At 69.7% G+C, this 14,479-nt stretch carries 16 protein-coding genes; 14 read left to right on the top strand and 2 right to left on the bottom strand.

Annotated features, from left to right (window positions below):
* Positions 1 to 54: 54 nt before the first annotated feature.
* From AB0B90_RS11520 to AB0B90_RS11570, 11 genes are all read left to right on the top strand, one after another.
* Entirely contained in the window at positions 55 to 900 is an 846-nt protein-coding gene (locus tag AB0B90_RS11520; protein WP_350948041.1) for a dihydroorotate dehydrogenase electron transfer subunit, read from the top strand.
* Positions 890 to 1,864, top strand: a complete 975-nt coding sequence (locus AB0B90_RS11525) for a dihydroorotate dehydrogenase (RefSeq protein ID WP_350948042.1) — start codon at positions 890 to 892, stop codon at positions 1,862 to 1,864. The genes AB0B90_RS11520 and AB0B90_RS11525 overlap by 11 nt, the downstream gene beginning before the upstream one ends.
* Positions 1,861 to 2,574 (top strand): orotidine-5'-phosphate decarboxylase, encoded by a 714-nt coding sequence (gene pyrF / locus AB0B90_RS11530; RefSeq protein ID WP_350948043.1) that lies wholly within the window; start codon positions 1,861 to 1,863, stop codon positions 2,572 to 2,574. The genes AB0B90_RS11525 and pyrF overlap by 4 nt, the downstream gene beginning before the upstream one ends.
* A gap of 599 nt (positions 2,575 to 3,173) precedes the next feature.
* Positions 3,174 to 3,497 carry an integration host factor, actinobacterial type gene (gene mihF / locus AB0B90_RS11535; protein ID WP_350948044.1) on the top strand — a complete coding sequence of 108 codons (324 nt, stop codon included), beginning with the start codon at positions 3,174 to 3,176 and terminating at the stop codon, positions 3,495 to 3,497.
* 194 nt (positions 3,498 to 3,691) lie between these two features.
* Positions 3,692 to 4,264, top strand: coding sequence for a guanylate kinase (gene gmk, locus AB0B90_RS11540; protein WP_350948144.1), 573 nt, complete (start codon positions 3,692 to 3,694; stop codon positions 4,262 to 4,264).
* A 12-nt stretch (positions 4,265 to 4,276) separates the two neighbouring features.
* Positions 4,277 to 4,540, top strand: a complete 264-nt coding sequence (gene rpoZ, locus AB0B90_RS11545; protein ID WP_030909981.1) for a DNA-directed RNA polymerase subunit omega — start codon at positions 4,277 to 4,279, stop codon at positions 4,538 to 4,540.
* 10 nt (positions 4,541 to 4,550) lie between these two features.
* Positions 4,551 to 5,783, top strand: coding sequence for a bifunctional phosphopantothenoylcysteine decarboxylase/phosphopantothenate--cysteine ligase CoaBC (coaBC, locus tag AB0B90_RS11550; RefSeq protein WP_350948045.1), 1,233 nt, complete (start codon positions 4,551 to 4,553; stop codon positions 5,781 to 5,783).
* Between the two features lie 113 nt (positions 5,784 to 5,896).
* Positions 5,897 to 6,292, top strand: coding sequence for a hypothetical protein (locus AB0B90_RS11555; RefSeq protein ID WP_350948046.1), 396 nt, complete (start codon positions 5,897 to 5,899; stop codon positions 6,290 to 6,292).
* A 249-nt stretch (positions 6,293 to 6,541) separates the two neighbouring features.
* On the top strand, positions 6,542 to 7,729 hold the full coding sequence (metK, locus tag AB0B90_RS11560; protein ID WP_350948047.1) for a methionine adenosyltransferase: 1,188 nt from the start codon (positions 6,542 to 6,544) through the stop codon (positions 7,727 to 7,729).
* Between the two features lie 160 nt (positions 7,730 to 7,889).
* Positions 7,890 to 8,180 carry a hypothetical protein gene (locus AB0B90_RS11565; protein ID WP_350948048.1) on the top strand — a complete coding sequence of 97 codons (291 nt, stop codon included), beginning with the start codon at positions 7,890 to 7,892 and terminating at the stop codon, positions 8,178 to 8,180.
* Positions 8,181 to 8,184: 4 nt separating this feature from the next.
* Positions 8,185 to 8,631 carry a type II toxin-antitoxin system VapC family toxin gene (locus tag AB0B90_RS11570; protein WP_350948049.1) on the top strand — a complete coding sequence of 149 codons (447 nt, stop codon included), beginning with the start codon at positions 8,185 to 8,187 and terminating at the stop codon, positions 8,629 to 8,631.
* Positions 8,632 to 8,781: 150 nt separating this feature from the next.
* On the opposite strand, the gene AB0B90_RS11575 is transcribed toward AB0B90_RS11570, so the two are convergent.
* Positions 8,782 to 9,714 (bottom strand): LysR family transcriptional regulator, encoded by a 933-nt coding sequence (locus tag AB0B90_RS11575; RefSeq protein ID WP_362922287.1) that lies wholly within the window; start codon positions 9,712 to 9,714, stop codon positions 8,782 to 8,784.
* Between the two features lie 114 nt (positions 9,715 to 9,828).
* On the opposite strand from AB0B90_RS11575, the gene AB0B90_RS11580 reads away from it, so the two are divergent.
* Both AB0B90_RS11580 and AB0B90_RS11585 read left to right on the top strand, forming a co-directional pair.
* Positions 9,829 to 10,713 carry an SDR family oxidoreductase gene (locus AB0B90_RS11580; RefSeq protein ID WP_362922289.1) on the top strand — a complete coding sequence of 295 codons (885 nt, stop codon included), beginning with the start codon at positions 9,829 to 9,831 and terminating at the stop codon, positions 10,711 to 10,713.
* A 412-nt stretch (positions 10,714 to 11,125) separates the two neighbouring features.
* Entirely contained in the window at positions 11,126 to 12,043 is a 918-nt protein-coding gene (locus AB0B90_RS11585) for a TIGR03619 family F420-dependent LLM class oxidoreductase (RefSeq protein ID WP_362922291.1), read from the top strand.
* A 45-nt stretch (positions 12,044 to 12,088) separates the two neighbouring features.
* Here AB0B90_RS11585 and AB0B90_RS11590 read toward each other — a convergent pair whose 3' ends face one another.
* Positions 12,089 to 12,565, bottom strand: coding sequence for an ATP-binding protein (locus tag AB0B90_RS11590; protein ID WP_362922293.1), 477 nt, complete (start codon positions 12,563 to 12,565; stop codon positions 12,089 to 12,091).
* Between the two features lie 230 nt (positions 12,566 to 12,795).
* Between AB0B90_RS11590 and AB0B90_RS11595 the strand changes: the two genes are divergently transcribed.
* On the top strand, positions 12,796 to 14,361 hold the full coding sequence (locus tag AB0B90_RS11595) for a hypothetical protein (RefSeq protein WP_362922295.1): 1,566 nt from the start codon (positions 12,796 to 12,798) through the stop codon (positions 14,359 to 14,361).
* Positions 14,362 to 14,479 lie beyond the last annotated feature (118 nt).

A 14,479-nucleotide genomic window follows, 5' to 3' on the forward strand; every position in this document is an offset into this window, starting at 1 on the left:
GAGCGGGCCGGTGCCTTAGCGGAGGTGAGGGAGACGCCTGTTACCCCGGTACAGGTGACCGGCACGGTGCTGACGACGCGCCGCGTCGACGCCTACCATGCGCTGACCGTGGTGGCGCCCGGCATCGCCGAGCGCTTCCGGCCCGGCCACTTCGTCGGGGTGGCCGTCGGCGGTGCCCGGACGTCGATGCTGACGCGTCGTGCCTTCTTCGTCCACGACGTCAAGCCCGACTACGGGGGTACGGTCGAGTTCGTCTTCTCCGTGCGCGGCCCCGGCACGGCCTGGCTCGCCGAGCGCCGTGCCCGCGACACCCTCGACCTGGTGGGCCCGCTCGGCCGCCCGTTCCCGCTCCCCAGGGACCCGGTGACCTGCGTCCTGGTCGGTGCCGAGCACGGTGCGGCGACGCTGTTCACCGTGGCCGACGCCCTGCAGGGGCGCGGCTGCCGCGTCGACTTCGTCCTCGGCGCGGTCTCCGCCGACCGGGTCTTCGGCGCCCTGCGCGCCAGGAGGATGGGGGAGACCACCACGCTCACCACCGAGGACGGCTCCCTGGGCATGCGCGGCCGGGTGACCGACGTGCTGCCGGGGGTGATCGCCGACGTGCGGGCCGACGCCGTCTACGCCTGCGGCCCGATGCCGGTGCTGCGCGGTGTCACCGCGGTGGCGGTCGAGTTCGACATCCCCGTCCAGGTGGCCGTCGAGGAGGGCATGGCGTGCGGGATCGGCGTGTGCATGACGTGCGTGCTGCCGGTGATCGGGGACGACGGGGTAACCCGGATGGTGCGCTCGTGCGTCGAAGGACCGGTCTTCAGGGGCGAGCGCGTCCGCTTCGACGACGTCGGCACGATCCCGTTCGACGCGCTGGGAGCACCCGGTGGGGGAACGCGGCATGCCGGTTGACATGCGGACGTACCTGGGGCACGTGGAGCTGGTCAACCCCGTCACCACGGCCGCCGGGTGCGCGGCGTCCGGCTCCGAGCTCGCCCAGTTCTTCGACCTGGCCAGGATCGGCGCGCTGACCACCCGGTCGATCACGATGGCCCCCAGGGCGGGCCGCCCGACCCCGAGGATGGCCGAGACGCCCTCGGGCATGCTCAACGCCGTCGGGCTCCAGGGACCGGGCGTGGACGCCTTCCTGGAGCGTGAGCTGCCCTGGCTGTCGCAGCGGGGCGTACGAACCGTGGTGTCCATCGGCGGCGGCACCGTGGCCGAGTACACCGCGCTGGCCCGCAGGCTCACCGACGCGCCCGGCGTCACCGCCGTGGAGGTCAACCTGTCGTGCCCCAACATCGAGGACCGCGGCCGGGTCTTCGCCCGCGACGGCGCCGCCTCCGCGGAGGTGATCGCCTCGGTGCGCTCGGTGATGCGGTACGACGTGCCCGTGGTGGCCAAGCTCTCCCCGGACGTCATGGACATCGTGAGCGTCGCGCGCGCGTGCGTGGACGGCGGCGCCGACGCGCTCTCGATGATCAACAACCCGCTCGGCATGAGCATCGACACCGAGGCGATGCGCCCCACGCTCGCGGCGGTCACCGGCGGTCTGTCGGGACCGGCCATCCGTCCGCTGGCCGTACGCTGCGTGTGGCAGGTCCACGCGGCCCTGCCCAGCGTGCCCATCATCGGCATGGGCGGCGTGCTCACCGGCAGGGACGCCTTCGAGCTCATCCTCGCCGGCGCCTGTGTCGTCGCCGTGGGGACGGCGCTGTTCCACGACCCCTACGCCTGCCTGCGCATCCTCCGCGAGCTGGAGGAGCTTCTGGCGGCCCGAGGGTTCCACCGGCTGGCCGACGCGGTCGGGCTGGCCCACCGCCCGCCGGGGGCGTCCACCCGGCACCGGATTGATCTTGAGGAGAGTTCCCTGTGACGCCCGCACCCATCGCCGTCGCCCTGGACGCGCCAGACCTCGAGACCGCGGCCCACTGGGCGAGCATGGTCACCCCGCACGTCACCACCGTCAAGGTCGGTCTGGAGCTCTATCTCCGCTACGGCCCCGACGTGATCGCCTCCGTCCGTGGGGCGAGCGGAGTGCGGGTCTTCCTCGACCTGAAGCTCCACGACATCCCCAACACCGTCGCGGGCGCCGCGAGGGCCGTCGCCAGGCTCAAGCCCGCCATCCTGACCGTTCACGCCGCCGGCGGCCCCGCGATGATCCGGGCGGCCGTGGAGGCGATGCCCCACACCCAGATCGCGGCGGTGACGCTGCTCACCTCGCTCTCGGAGGCCGACCTGGACCTGATGGGTGTCAGGGGCCCCTCAGAGGACGCGGTGCGCCGCCTGTCGGCGCTGGCCGTCGCCGCGGGCGCCCAGGCCCTCGTCTGCTCGCCGCGCGAGGTCGCCGCGGTGCGCGCCGAGGTCGGACCCGACATCACCCTCATCACCCCCGGCGTCCGCCCCGCGGGCGCCGCGAGCCAGGACCAGGCGAGAGTGGCCACTCCCGAGCAGGCTCTGGCAGACGGGGCCGACCTCCTCGTGATCGGCCGCCCGATCACCGGCTCCGCCGACCCGGGCGCGACGGCCGCGGGCATCGCCGCCGCCCTGCGGCGGGTTTCGGCCGCCACGGGGCAGCGCGCCTGAGGACGGCCGGGATACGGCCGGGATTCCGTCGGGCGCTCGTGGGTCTCGTGGGTGAGGACGGCCCGGGATCCGTCGGGCGTTCGCGGGTGAGGTGGCCCGGATTCCGTCGGGCGTTCGCGGGTGGGGACGGTCCGGGATCCGTCCGGCGTTCGGGGGTGAGGTGGTTCGGAAGGCCGGCCGGGGTCGCGGTCGGGTTCGAAGAGCGCCGGGCGTCGCGGATGAAGGTTTGGAAGCCGTCGGGTGTCGCGGGTGGGTTTTGAGACCGCCGGGCGTCGCGGACGGGGGTCCGCGGACCCCGGGCGTCGCGGGTGGGGTAACGCCGGAAACCACCCGGCTCCGCGCGCGAGGCGATGCGGGAAACCAGCCGGTTTCGCGTGTCGGGAGGCGTGGGAGACCGTCGGGCGTCGCGGGTGAGACAACCCCTGAAAACTCGGCGATGAGAGCAGTTTTGTCGACGGAAAGCGACATGGCGCGCACACAAAGTCACGAAGTAGATTTTCTAGGGGGATAAAGTGGCCTTGACGTTGCTTGAAGCGCCATGACCAGCTAGTTTCCCATCCCGTCCGAGTACATCGACAGGAAATTCGAGGTGACCCGGCGTGGCTCTTCCTCCCCTTACCCCTGAGCAGCGCGCCGCAGCCCTAGAGAAGGCTGCCAAGGCCCGCCGAGAGCGTGCCGAGGTGAAGAACCGCCTGAAGCACGGTGCGGTCTCTCTGGCTGAGGTGCTCAAAGACGGGCAGGCCGACGACGTCATCGGCAAGATGAAGGTTTCGGCTCTTCTGGAGTCGCTTCCCGGCGTGGGCAAGGTCCGCGCCAAGCAGCTCATGGAAAAGCTCGGCATCGCAGAGTCCCGCCGTGTGCGGGGTCTGGGTACGAACCAGCGAGCTTCGCTCGAGCGTGAGTTCGGCGGGGCCGAGAGCTAATCTCGGTTCATACGACCACGCTCGCCCCGCATGGGGGACGGCATCACGGGGGGTTTGGAGTGACCGCAACGTCGTGGTCCGACGAGAGTCGGACTCCGGAGGCAACCGCCGAGGGCGGGGCCGGTCGCTCCACATCCCCGGCCGTAGGTCCGGAGAGGGCGCGAGCCTTCCCCGGGCTCCCGGCAGGTAAGCGCCTGACGGTCCTGTCCGGGCCGTCGGGCGTCGGCAAGTCCACGGTCGTCGCCGAGCTTCGGCGGGCACACCCACAGGTGTGGCTGTCGGTCTCGGTGACCACCAGGAAGCCCCGTCCGGGGGAGACCCACGGCGTCGAATACTTCTTCGCCGACGACGAGGAGTTCGACCGCCTCGCCGCCTCGGGCGAGCTGCTGGAATGGGCCGAGTTCGCCGGTAACCGGTACGGAACCCCGCGCGGCCCCGTGATCGAGAAGCTTGAGGCCGGGGTGCCCACGCTGCTGGAGATCGACCTCCAGGGCGCCAGGCAGGTCCGCGCGACCATGCCCGAGGCCCTGCTCGTCTTCCTGGCCCCCCCGACGTGGGGCGAGCTGGAGAAGCGCCTGCGTGGCAGGGGCACCGAGCCCGAGGACGTCATCGCCCGCCGCCTGGCGGCCGGCCGGATCGAGATGGCGGCGGAGCAGGAATTCGACCTGACACTCGTCAACACGTCCGTCCAGGACGTATGCCATCGGCTGATAGCCTTGTTGGCTGATGCTCCCGAGGATTCGCACCTCGGACGTTCACCTAGCTAGGGGAAATCACACGTGGCAACCAGCGCCGCCTACTCCGAAGGCATCACCAACCCGTCGATCGACGCCCTGCTCGACATCGTCGACAGCAAGTACAGTCTCGTGATCTTCGGCTCCAAGCGGGCGCGTCAGATCAACGCCTACTACTCCCAGCTCGGCGAGGGCCTGCTCGAGTACGTCGGCCCGCTCGTCGAGACCCACGCGCAGGAGAAGCCGCTGTCCATCGCGCTGCGCGAGGTCAGCGAGGGCCTGCTCACCTCCGAGCCGATCGAGGGCTGAAGCCACCTCGATGCGGACCCCCGAAGAAGCCGGGTCTCCTGACAGGCCCAGGGTCGTCCTCGGCGTGAGCGCGGGCATCGCCGCCTACAAGGCGTGTGAGCTGCTGCGCCTGTTCACCGAGTCGGGCCACGACGTGCGCGTCGTCCCGACCAGGGAGGCTCTCCGCTTCGTCGGCGAGCCGACCTGGGCCGCGCTGTCCGGCAACCCGGTCACGACCGATGTCTGGGAGTCCGTGCACGAGGTTCCGCACGTCCGCATCGGGCAGGGCGCCGACCTGGTGGTCGTCGCGCCGGCCACCGCCGACGTGCTCGCCAAGGCCGCCCACGGGCTGGCCGGCGACCTGCTGACCAACACCCTGCTCACCGCGCGCTGCCCGGTGGTGTTCGCCCCCGCGATGCACACCGAGATGTGGGAGCACCCCGCGACCCGCGCCAACGTGACCACGCTTCGCGAGCGCGGCTCGATCGTCGTCGATCCCGCCGTGGGCCGCCTGACCGGCGCCGACACCGGCCCCGGCCGGCTGCCGGACCCGAAGGAGATCTTCGAGGTCTGCCGCCGCGTCATCGCCGGGCGTCCGGCCGACCTCGCCGGTCGCCGTCTGGTGATCTCCGCCGGGGGCACCCGCGAGGCGATCGACCCGGTCCGTTTCATCGGCAACCGCTCCTCGGGCCTGCAGGGTTACGCGCTGGCCCGCACGGCCGTCGCCCGGGGGGCCGAGGTCACCCTGGTGGCCGCCAACGTCGCCCTGCCCGATCCGGCGGGAGCCAGGGTCGTCCGGGTCGAGTCGGCCCTGGAGTTGCGTGACGCCGTGCTGGAGGCGGTGGAGGGAGCCGACGCCGTGGTGATGGCCGCCGCCGTCGCCGACTTCCGGCCCTCGGCGCGGAGCGGATCGAAGATCAAGAAGACCGCCGACGAGCCTGATGCCATCCATCTCGTGAAAAATCCCGACATCCTGGCGGAGCTGGGGGAGCGGCGCCGCGAGGGTCTCAAGCCGTACCCGCAGGTGATCGTGGGATTCGCGGCCGAGACCGACGACGTCCTCGCCAACGGGCGGGCCAAGCTCGCCCGTAAGGGCTGCGATCTTCTCGTCGTCAACCAGGTCGGTGACGGCCTCGCCTTCGGCACGCCCGACAACGCGGCCGTGGTCCTGGCCGCGGACGGGGGGCGGGTCGACATCCCGCGCGGGCCCAAGGAGTCCCTCGCCGACACGGTCTGGGATCTCGTCGCCGCACGCCTGGCCTGATCCGCGCCTCGGACGCCGACCGAGGCCGAGCGGCCGTCTTGTCGCCGCGCGCCTGGCCTGCCCCCTTGCCGTAGGCCATCTCCCGGCGGATACTTCGTCCGAGATGACCTGCGATGTCGCGCCTGGGAGGGGTTTCGATCATGCCGGTCGCCGCCGCCGTGAGGGCTCGATGCCGGGCGTTGCTTCCCCCGGGTGAGGAGATCCACTACGTCCTGCCGGCGCTGTCGGTGGGAAATCCGTGCATGGCGACCTTCCTCATCGTGGTCACCGATCGCACCATCTGCGTGATCTCCACCAAGTTCTTCGATCGTGACGAGCCGACCTCGGTGTACGCCACTCACTCCCGTCGCACCCGGCTCGGCCCGCTGGAGCTCTCCATGGGCGCGGCGATCGAACTCGGCGGGATGGTGTTCGAGATCGACGAGGAGTACGCCGCGGTGATCGCCGCCGCCGACGCCGAGGTCTTCGCCCCGGAGACGCTGCCTCCCGACCCGTTGCCTGATTTATGAGTAAAAACGGGCTTTGATGTACTTCGCCGTTATGTTGCGGTCGAGCGCACCTCGTACGGTGGCCGAGGCCCTCTCGAGCCCGAGGGCAGGGCTCTTTCCCGTATGCGCGCCGAGACTTTAAGGTGACACGATCTGAGACGATTTCGCGGCTCCACATCGGGTGGGGCTAGAATTCGCCGGAGCGCTACTGGTGTCCGCCGACGCCAGAGCCCCCAGACGCCAGCAGCCGCTGCATGAGGAGCCACTGACTTGTCCCGTCGCCTTTTCACCTCCGAGTCGGTCACAGAAGGCCACCCGGACAAGATCGCCGACCAGATCAGTGACGCGATTCTCGACGCCATGCTCAAGGGTGACCCCAAGAGCCGTGTCGCGGTCGAGACGCTGATCACCACCGGTCAGGTCCACGTCGCCGGAGAGGTGACGACGGAGACCTACGTCGACATCCCCGGCCTCATCCGGGAGAAGATCCTCGAGATCGGTTACGACGCCTCGCACAAGGGCTTCGACGGCGCCTCCTGCGGCGTGTCGGTGTCCATCGGCGCGCAGTCGCCCGACATCGCGCAGGGCGTCGACGACGCCTACGAGAACCGTGAGGGCGAGGCCGGCGACGACCTCGACCGCCAGGGTGCCGGTGACCAGGGGCTCATGTTCGGCTACGCCTGCCGCGAGACCCCCGAGCTGATGCCGCTGCCGATCCTGCTGGCGCACCGTCTCGCCGAGCGTCTGTCGCAGGTCCGTAAGGACGGCACGGTGCCCTACCTGCGCCCCGACGGCAAGACCCAGGTCACCGTCGAGTACGAGGGCGACACGCCCGTCCGGCTCGACACCGTGGTGGTCTCCACCCAGCACGCGGCCGAGATCGACCTCAAGGAGATGCTCGCTCCCGACATCAAGGAGCACGTGGTCGACCCGGTCCTCGCCGGTCTGGAGATCGCCACCGAGGGTTACCGCCTCCTGGTCAACCCGACCGGCCGCTTCGAGATCGGCGGCCCCATGGGCGACGCCGGCCTGACCGGCCGCAAGATCATCGTTGACACCTACGGCGGCATGTCCCGCCACGGTGGCGGCGCCTTCTCCGGCAAGGACCCGTCCAAGGTCGACCGCTCGGCCGCCTACGCCATGCGCTGGGTCGCGAAGAACATCGTGGCCGCCGGTCTCGCCGACCGCGCCGAGGTGCAGGTCGCCTACGCCATCGGCAAGGCACACCCGGTCGGCGTGTTCATCGAGACCTTCGGCACCGAGAAGACCGACGTCGAGAAGATCCAGCAGGCCGTGCTCGAGGTCTTCGACCTGCGTCCGGCCGCGATCATCCGCGACCTCGACCTGCTCCGCCCGATCTATTCGGGCACCTCCGCGTACGGTCACTTCGGCCGCGAGGGCTTCTCCTGGGAGTCCACCGACCGCGCCGACGCCCTGCGCTCCGCCGCCGGTCTCTGACCCGCACGTTCCAAGACGGCCCCCGCGAACTCCTTCGCGGGGGCCGTTCGTGTTCCCGGCCGCTGTCCCGCCCGGCGGGATACCGGATCACGACCGCGAAAGCGTGTCCCTCGACGGCGAGTGATATCACTTTCAAGGCTTTAATTGATATCATCGATGAATGAAGCAACTCCTTCTCCGCATCGATGACGATCTTCATCGCCGCATAACGCGAAGGGCCCGCCGCACCGGCCGATCCATCAACGCGACCGCCGGGGAGATCCTCGCCCACGGCGTCTCCGACGAGGCGCTGGACGCCCGGGCGGAGCTTCGTGCCCGAGCGCGAAGGCTCGGAGTGCTCGCCGAACGACCCCCTTCCCCTCCCGTGACCGAAGCCGACCGGGAGCGAGCGCTTGCGGCCACCGAGGGCGCGGGACCGGTCCTCGACGACCTCTGGGCGGAAGGCCGCTGACCTCGTGCTCACCTACGTCGATTCCTCGGTCCTGGCCTGCGCCTACCTCCGCGACGAACCCGGTCACGACCGGGCCAGGGACCTCCTCGAAGACCCCGAACACCTCCTCGTCACGAGCACCTTGACCGTGGTGGAGGTGACCGGGGTGCTGGTCCGCGCCTCTCGCGCCAGGCGGCTGCTGGAACTGGACACCAGACTTGCCGTACTGGCGGCGGACCTTGGAGAGGACGGCCCGGTCACGTTGCTGAGCGCTCCCCGTGACGCCGTGGAGCGCCGGGCGGTGGAGATCGTCTACGCCCATGCCCTTCGTGCGCTCGACGCCATGCATCTCGCCACCGCGGAGTTGGCGGCCGTGCCGCTTCTGGAGGAGCCGGGGGACAAGCTCGGCTTCGCCAGTCGTGACACCGCGCAGAGCGAGGCCGCCGCGGCGCTTGGTTTCACCTCCGTCTAGTACTCCGGTGACACCTCGGGATCATGGTTGGGATCTGCGCCGGTAGTGGCAGCGGTGGTCGATCAGCTCGACAAGGGCTTGCCGGTCCTGCTCGGAGAGGCTTCGAGAAGGTGTGGCTGCGCAGCACCGGCAGCGGCGGCGTGACGTACGTCATTCACCCGCCGGACCACCCGCCGCCTCCGACGACCTCAGGGGTGCCCGCGAACCGGTGAGCAGCGCCCTGGCGGATTTGCGGAACGCCGACACCAGGCGGTTGCGGTCGCCGGCCCGGGTCGCCAGCACGACGTGGCTCGGCTCGACGCCCTCCAGAGGGATCGAGGTGATGTCCGGTCGGAGGTTGACAAGGGGCGGGCCGCCTATGATGGCCACCACCTCCCCGGCGGCGATCAGCTCGGCCTTGTCCTCGATGTCGGTGATGACGGGGCCGTCGGGGGCCGGGCGGCCGTCGGGCCTGGGATCGATGCGCCAGTACGCCTCCCAGGCCGGGTCCGGGTCGGCCAGTCGGGGCAACGGCTCGTCGGCGATGTCGGCGAGCGTCACGGATCCCCTGCCCGCCAGGCGGTGGTCGCGCGAGAGCAGCAGCACGCGCGGCTCGCCGTACAGGATCGTCACGTCGAGCCCGTCGGTCGCCAACGGCAGCCGGGTCACCACCGCGTCCGCACGGTAGTCGAGCAGAGCGGGGCGCGGCTCGTTCCAGGCCACGTGTGAGGTGCGCACGTCGGCATCCGGATGCAGGCGGCGCAGCTCGCGCACGGCCGGCGTGACGATGAGGCCCATCGTGTACCCGATGGTGATGCGGCTGGGCCGAGCGGCGGCGCGGGCCTGCGCCGCCGCCTGGGCGGCCGCGTGCAGCAGTGTCTTCGCGCGGGGCAGGAAGACCTCGCCGGCCTCGGTGAGTCGCGTGCCCTGCGGGGTTCGGTCGAGCAGGATGGCGCCCAGTTGCCGCTCAAGGGCGCGGATCTGCCGGCTCAGCGACGGCTGGGTGATGTGCAGGGCCTCGGCGGCGCGGCCGAAGTGCCGGTGCTCGGCGACGGCCGTGAAGTAGCGCACGAGCCGCAGATCGAGATCGGGCGACTGGGGCATGCCCGCAGCCTACTGCGGTGATGCCTGAAACGTATCGCCCGATGAGCGACAGGCTTTGGACGCCGCACGGCACCGGCTCCGACGATGGGAACACCGCTGAAGAAGGAGATCATCATGCGTGTTTTCGTCACCGGCGCCACGGGTTTCGTGGGGTCCGCCGTCGTACGTGAGCTCATCGAGGCCGGGCATCAGGTGGCCGGTCTGGCCCGTACGGATGAGGCCGCCGCAGCGTTGAGGGCCGCCGGAGCCGAGCCCCACCCCGGTTCGCTCGACGACCTCGCCGGCCTGCGCGACGGGGCCGCCGCCGCCGACGGCGTCATCCACCTGGCCTTCGTGCACGACTTCGCGAACTTCGAGGCCGCCAACCAGACCGACCGGCGAGCCATCGCGGCGCTCGGCGAGGCGTTGGCGGGGTCCGGCCGGCCGCTCGTGGTCACCTCGGGCACCGGCCTGCTCCCGCCCGGCCGCGTCGGCACCGAGAAGGACGAGCCGGGGACGCATTCGCCCCGAGGGGCGGCCGAGCAGGTGGCGCTGTCGTTCGCGGAGCGCGAAGTGCGGGTCTCGGTAGTGCGGCTGCCGCTGGTGCATGGAGAAGGTGACCCGGGGTTCGTCGCGGCCGCGATCGGCATCGCCCGCGCGAAGGGCGTCTCCGCGTACGTGAGCGACGGCGACCCCCGGTGGCCGAGCGTGCACCGGCTGGACGCCGCTCACCTGTACCGGCTGGCCCTGGAGGAGGCTCCCGCGGGCGCGCGGCTGCACGCCGTCGCCGAGGAGGGTGTGCCGGTACGCGACGTCGCCGGCGTCATCGGGCGCCGGCTCGGCGTGCCGGTGACCGCGATCCCCGCGCGGGAGGCGGGCGAGCACTTCGGCTGGCTGGCCCCCTTCGTCACGCTGGACATGCCGGCCTCCTCCGCCCTGACCCAGAAGCTGCTGGACTGGCGTCCCGGCCTACCCGGGCTCATCGCCGATCTGAACGCGGGACACTACTTCAAGAGCTGAGCCCGCAGCTCCGCCGGTCACTCCTGCCCGGTCCTGACCGGCCGGCAGCAGAACGCGGCGATCGGTACCTACGTGCGCCGGCGCAACGCCCGAGCCCAGCCCAAGACGAACTTCGCCGCCGGCTCACCCATCCGCAGCTGGAACAGTTACCCGACCAAGGTTGCGTGACGGGCCACCAGAAGACCAAGGAACGCCCCGGTCGTGCTGCCCCGAAGAGACATCACATCAAGGTCTTAAGTGGGCTTTTAGGGCCCGGAGGCCACACTCCAACCCGATTGCAAATCATGTCCAAGAGGTGTCGCCTAACGTCTCCCTGGACGTTAGACCGGGAGCGTCCGGGTATCGAGACGCGTACGCAATATGCGCCTCAGTCCCTCCCGGCTTTCCATGGCGAAGTATCAAGGAGCAGCTCATGCAGATCGGATATACAGTCCCGCAGTACGGCGCCTTCGCCGACCCGGATTTCATCCGGCAGGCCAGCGCGGATCTGGAGGCCATGGGTTACAGCAGCCTGTGGGCGGGTGATCGGATCATGGTGCCGCTCGAACCCAGCGACCCCTACCCGGGAGGAGACGGCGAGATCCCTCCGGCCTTCGCGACGTTCTTCGACCCGCTGACCGCGTTGACACTCGCCGCCGTCAGCACTCGGGAGGTCCGGCTGGGAACCAGCACGCTCAACGCGCTGTGGCAACCGCCGGTCCTGCTCGCCCGCATGCTGACCTCGCTCGACCTGCTCAGCCACGGACGGCTGGACGTCGGCATCGGTCTCGGATGGCTGCGTGACGAATACACCGCGACCGGGGTGCCCTGGCAGGGGAGGGGAGCCCGGCTCGAAGAGACGCTCGACGTGATGGAGGCCGCCTGGAGCAGTGAGGTCGTCGAGCACAAGGGTGCGCTGTGGACCGTGCCGCCGTCGCACATCGACCTCAAGCCCTTCCAGCGGCCGCGCCCCCCGATCCTGCTCGCCGGTTACACGCCCTCGTCCATGGAGAGGATCGGCAGGCGAGCCGACGGCTGGCTGAGCGCGGCGATACCCATGCCCTATCTGACCTCCCTGTGGGATATGGCGCTGCAGACCGCGGCACGCGTCGACCGGGACCCGTCGTCCCTGCGAATGGTGGTGCGCGTCAATCCGAAGATCACCGATTCTCCCGCGCCCGACGACCAGGTACCGCACGTCGGGACCGTGCGGCAGATCGGTGACTACCTGCTGACCCTCGCCCAGGCCGGTGCCCACGAGGCATTCGTCGACCTGCAGACGACGACGTCCTCACGCGATCAGTTCATGGACGTCGCGCATGAGCTCATCACCAGGCTGAACGCCGGCTGAGAATTCGAACTCCGAGCAGGCTCAGTGCTCATGACGGCCCGCTCGTCATGAGCACTCGGGGGATGCGGGGTGCTTCTCGCCGGTGAACTGGGCCCAGACGGCGTGGCCGTGGGACCGGGTGCCCTGGCAGCCGACCCGGGAGGCGAGGGCGACGACCAGGGGAAGACCTCGGCCGCCCTCGCGGAGAAGGGTGGGGTGGAGGAGGGTGGGGACGGCGCCCTGGCCGGAGTCGTAGACCGTCACGCGGGTGACCTCGGGCCTGCGGACGACCTCGACGACGAACGTGCCGTACGGTCGCCCGCTCGCGGTGTGGCGGATCGCGTTGGCGGCGAGCTCGGCGACGACCTGCTCCGCGTCCTGGCCGAAGAGGGAGTCGACCAGGAGAAACCGGACGAAGCGTCGAGCCTCGGGAACCTGACGGGGATGACCGGGGAAGGTCCGCCGCCAGGTCATGCCGCCGGGGCTGAGCCGTACCATCGCCTCGATGAGTTCCGGGGCCACGCCGTCGTGGGCAGTGGTCATGCGCGCTCTCCTGCTCTCCTGGTCAGGGGAAAATCGTTGGCAGAACAGTGGCCCGGTGCCCCCATGCGGTAGCCCTCCGGGACGCCGCCGATCGGATACTCCGCGCACAGTGGCGCTGACCTGCGAGAACGTCGCGTCCAACGGTCGAGGATCCCCACTTCCCTCACGGACTGTCATTCTCCGTGACCGCAGGCATACGATCCGTGTGTGTTCGGGGAAGGGAGTCGAGGATGCCCGGAGAGGGATACCGGATCCTGCTGGGATGCAGGCGGCGCAGCGAGGCGCTGCGGGCCTGCCGCCTCACGTTCGACCAGATCGCCGGGGTGTTCGCCCTCGATCACCAGGTCAGCCCGTTGCGCCTGTACCGCTACGCCCACGGTCGCACGGCGGGCGACGTGGTGGCCGCCTACAACGACCTCGACCCCGCGGGCACCGCGACCCTGCGCGCCGCGCGCTTCTACGACTACGAGGCATGGCCGCAGGCCGGGCGACGTCCCGGTGCCGGGGCGATCGCCATCTTCGCGCGTATCTACCAGACCACCGCCCGCCGCCTGGTCACCGACGAGGTCTACGCCTCCTACGGGGTACGCGACCGTGACCTGATCGACCAGACGGATCACCGTCACCTCGACGCGCACTACCGCCGCGAGGTGTCCGCACCGGCCATCCCGGGAACCAAGGGAACGAAGGCACTTCCCCCACTCGTTCCCGCGCCCACCCTCTGCGCCGACCTGCTGCGCGCGGTCGGCGCAGAGGAGGCCGACGTGAAACGCCGCGAACTGCTCTTCGAACTCGCCCTGCTCCTGGGCGGAACCCCGGCCCTGGGCCTGCTGCGCCACCTCACCCCACCGGAACGGGAACGCCTGGCAGTCGCCGCCCGCCACCAGCACCCGATCGACGCGGCCACCATCGACGTGCTGGAGCGACTCACGGCCCGGCTGTGGGCCATGGACGAGGCGTCCGGCCCTCAGCGGGTCCTGCCGATAGCCGAGGCCAAGCGCGCGTTGGTCGACGACATTCTCAAGCGAGGCTCCCTCGCTCAGGCACTACGAGAGCGCCTCCTTCGCGTCTACTGGAGCCTGAGCCACCTGACGGGTTGGTGTCACTACGACCTGATGGACTACACGAACGCTGGCCGTCGCTACAGAGAGGGGTTGGCGGCGGGTTACGAACTCGGTGATCCTGCTCTCCTCGCTCATCTGCACGGGCTGATGGCCGATATGGCGATCTATCAAGACAAGTGGACCATGGCAATTGATCATGCCTTCGCAGCTGAGGGATGGGCCAAGAACAGTGGCAACGGCCTGCAGCAGGCGGCGACCTTCTCCATAGTCGCCCGGGTCCTCTCGAATACGAGACGCGACGGGGAAGGGCTTCGGATGCTCGACCGTGCTGTCAGGCTGGCGGATGGAAGCCGGAACGGAGCGGAACTTCGGCATCTTTTCTGGCTTGAACCGGACCGCATCGCTCGCCACGCCGTGTTCTGTTTGATCAAAGCTGGACAGTTCGACCGGGCGATAACCGAAGCAGAGCAAAAGCTCGCGAAGATGGGATCTGATTCTTCCCTGGTTAAAAGCATTCTTCGGCTTGAATGCGCGACTGCGTTGGTCAAGAAGCAGGAGATTCCGGCAGCCGTCGAGATGATCGACAAGGCCGCGCAGACTGTCGTGGCGCACAGTTCCGCCCGTCTGGTTCACTCCGTACGGCAGACCCGCGCTCAGCTTCACCCGTGGGAGGGCAACAGGCACATCCGGGATCTCGATGAACGGTTGCGGCTGCTGTCCATCCTGGTTTGACATGTTTTCACCGGTGAACGCCACATTTTGTGCTCGCCGTCGAGGCATTGTACGGTTCAGTTGAAAATCTAATCAGGTGAGATTTTTTACGTTGGTCAGGGTTACATCAATGGGAAAG

The organism is Streptosporangium sp. NPDC049078, from assembly GCF_040648855.1.
Lineage (GTDB): Bacteria > Actinomycetota > Actinomycetes > Streptosporangiales > Streptosporangiaceae > Streptosporangium.

Bases quoted from the DNA above. Each gene is read 5' to 3' on its own strand.
- AB0B90_RS11580 (WP_362922289.1), top strand. From the start codon at position 9,829: ATGCGTGTTTTCGTCACCGGCGCCACGGGTTTCGTGGGGTCCGCCGTC.
- AB0B90_RS11590 (WP_362922293.1), bottom strand. From the start codon at position 12,565: ATGACCACTGCCCACGACGGCGTGGCCCCGGAACTCATCGAGGCGATG.
- AB0B90_RS11565 (WP_350948048.1), top strand. From the start codon at position 7,890: ATGAAGCAACTCCTTCTCCGCATCGATGACGATCTTCATCGCCGCATA.
- AB0B90_RS11575 (WP_362922287.1), bottom strand. From the start codon at position 9,714: ATGCCCCAGTCGCCCGATCTCGATCTGCGGCTCGTGCGCTACTTCACG.
- coaBC (WP_350948045.1), top strand. From the start codon at position 4,551: ATGCGGACCCCCGAAGAAGCCGGGTCTCCTGACAGGCCCAGGGTCGTC.
- AB0B90_RS11555 (WP_350948046.1), top strand. From the start codon at position 5,897: ATGTCGCGCCTGGGAGGGGTTTCGATCATGCCGGTCGCCGCCGCCGTG.
- AB0B90_RS11525 (WP_350948042.1), top strand. From the start codon at position 890: ATGCCGGTTGACATGCGGACGTACCTGGGGCACGTGGAGCTGGTCAAC.
- AB0B90_RS11595 (WP_362922295.1), top strand. From the start codon at position 12,796: ATGCCCGGAGAGGGATACCGGATCCTGCTGGGATGCAGGCGGCGCAGC.
- AB0B90_RS11585 (WP_362922291.1), top strand. From the start codon at position 11,126: ATGCAGATCGGATATACAGTCCCGCAGTACGGCGCCTTCGCCGACCCG.